General features: G+C 71.1%; 2 protein-coding genes. One reads left to right on the top strand and one right to left on the bottom strand.

Features of this window, described 5'->3' with window-relative positions; all coding sequences use genetic code 11:
• The first annotated feature begins 457 nt into the window (after positions 1–457).
• Positions 458–1,768: a GGDEF domain-containing protein gene (locus AC6EI8_RS26000; protein WP_498383327.1), complete on the top strand. Its 1,311-nt coding sequence runs from the start codon at positions 458–460 to the stop codon at positions 1,766–1,768.
• A 190-nt stretch (positions 1,769–1,958) separates the two neighbouring features.
• Here the strand turns inward: AC6EI8_RS26000 and AC6EI8_RS25995 are convergent.
• Positions 1,959–2,588 (bottom strand): c-type cytochrome (locus AC6EI8_RS25995; RefSeq protein ID WP_498383326.1); only part of this gene is annotated, 630 nt, incomplete at its 5' end.

The raw sequence follows: 2,588 nt of genomic DNA, 5'->3' as shown, positions 1-2,588 counted from the left end.
CGTGCCGCGTCTTGCTTCCCCATGGTTTCCCCGTTTTGTTGCCTCGACGACGCGGCGTCGTCGCTCCCCCGGCCCGGATATGAATCTTGTAACTACGAGCCGAATCCTAGCGAACGGTACAAAAAGGGAATGTCAACAATTGTCAAACGTGGCATGCCGCACACGCGCGGTTCGACGCAATCAGTAGAATCACCATCAACAAAAAAGCTACACACAAGCCGTGCCTCGATGCGCGGCCTCGCTGCGGGACCGCGATTGCATCTGGGATCAGGCTGCGCCCATCTGGGCGCCGACAACACAGAGCCATGCCACGGACCGCAGCTTCGGGAATGTCGACGGCGTCATCCGGGTCAAGCTCTCTGACATGAATTCGCGCTGCGCCGGCCATGCCCGCGCGCGCATTGCCTTACACCACTGGCGTCGCGATCCGCTCGCGCGCCGACAGGGAGACGATTGCATGTCGCCGGATTTACCCACTGCCTATCTGACGTTGCTGGTGCTGTTCGCCAGCACGCTGGGCATCTCGATCGGCCTGCGCTATGGCGCCGCGCAAGCGGGCCACCGTGCGCGCTGGACCGACGCCCATGCGCTTGCCTCGCTGGGCGGCATGGCGCTGGCCCTCGGCGCGATCGCGCCGGCGCCGCTGTGGGCCGTACTGGCACAGTCGCTGTGCCTCGGCGCCCAACTGATGCTGGTGCGCGGCCTGGCCGCGAGCGGCATGGCGATGGCCCCGCATCATCTGCGTGCGATGGTGGCCGGCGGCGTCGCCTCGGTGGCGCTGCTCGGGCTGATCGCCACGGTGCAGGATGCCGTGATGGCCGAGCGCGCGATCCGCACGCTGGGCCACGCGATCACCGCGCTGGTGGTCTGGCAGGCGCTGCGCCTGCTCAACCGCGAGCGCCGCTCGCATACGATCGCCCATTCGCTGGTATGGGTCGCCTGCTGCGCGCAACTGGCGACGCAGGCGCTGTGCCTGGCGCTCGCGCTGGCCGCCGGCGGGGCCGGTGCCTGGAGCGCGCTGCGGCCCGACGAGCCGGGCATGCTGGCCCAGGCGCCGCTGCTGCTGATGCTGATCGCGGTGCTGTCCGGCGTGGTCGGTTTCACGCTGCTGAGCGCGGAGCGTCAGCTGGCCGAGCAGCGTGCGCGCGCCCGCCTCGATTCGCTGACCGGGCTGTTCCATCGCGGCGCGCTTGACGACGCCGCGATGACGCTGGCCGCCGAGGCCGCCCGTACCGGCAAGCCGCTGTCCTGCCTGGTGATCGACGTCGATCGCTTCAAGCAGGTCAACGACCGCGCCGGCCATCAGGCGGGCGACCAGGTGCTGAAGCGGATCGCCGAGACGCTGCGCCGCGCCTGTCGCGCCAGCGACGTGGCGGCGCGCTTCGGCGGCGAGGAGTTCTGCCTGCTGTGCCCGAACACCGGCGAGGAGGAAGCCGTGCTGCTGGCCGAGCGCATCCGGGCACGCATCGCGGCCATCGCACTGCCGGAAGACATCGGCGGGCATGCCAGCGTCAGCATCGGCATCGCGCTGGCGCAGCACGCCGGCGATGCGCGCCGCAGCTGGGAGCGTCTGTTCGCCGAAGCCGACCGCGCGCTCTATCGCGCCAAGCGCGAAGGACGCAACCGGGTGATTCACGCCGCCGCGGGCGCCGGTATTGCGGCCAACGCGGCCAATGTGGCCAACGGCGCGAATGCCGCCAACGCTGCCAACGAGGCCGCCGAACCGGCCGCGTGGAGCGTGGCGTGCGGCGTGTCGGTCAGCGGCTGAGCGCGACCGAGCGCGACCGAGCGCGACCGAGCGCGACCGAGCGCGACTGAGCGCGACTGAGCGCGGCTGAGCGCGGCGGGCGCGCAGCCGGACGCGCGCTACGACGCCCGTTGTCCCTCGCTCCTTCGTCACCGCACCTTCGCTGCGGACCGCTGCCCTGGCAGCGCCGCAGCAACGCGCCGGCGGCGCCCTAGCGCGCCCCGCCCTGCGCGTAGAAATTCGCCAGCGCGCGGGCGTCCGCTTCGCCCAGCCGCTGCGCGATGCCGCGCATCGCCCCATCGTCGTCGTTGTGGCGGCTGCCGGTGCGGAACGCATCGAGCTGCTTGGCCAGATAATCCGCGGGCTGCCCCGTCAGGCGCGGCAACAGGAAGCCCTGTCCCTCGCCTTCCACGCCATGGCAATTGGCGCAGGCCGGCAGCGCGCGCCCGTTGTCGCCGGACGCATGCAGCGTCAGGGCCGCCGATTGGCCATCTTCGGCCAGCGTCAAAGACGGTGCAGGCTGGGCCGCGTAGTAGCGGGCCACCGCCGCCACCTCGTCGTCCTTGAGCGCCTTGGCGATCGGCGCCATCACCGGATCGACGCGCCGGCCCTCGCGATAGTCGAACAGCTGCTTGGCCAGATACTCGGCGGGCATGCCGACCAGCGACGGAAACGCGCCGGCCGGCACCGCGGCGCCCGCCGCTCCCGGGGAGCCTCCCGTGGCATGGCACGACACGCAGGCCATCGCCCCGGCGCCATTGCCGCTCGCGGCGATCGTCGCGCCGCGCTTGTCGGCGTTCTTGTCCTCGCTGTTGCCGGCCTCCTTGCCCGCGTCCTTGCT

Source organism: Cupriavidus sp. R6-3 (assembly GCF_059772245.1).
Note: the sequence above shows the minus strand (reverse complement) of the source record. Positions and strands in the feature narration are given on the sequence as shown.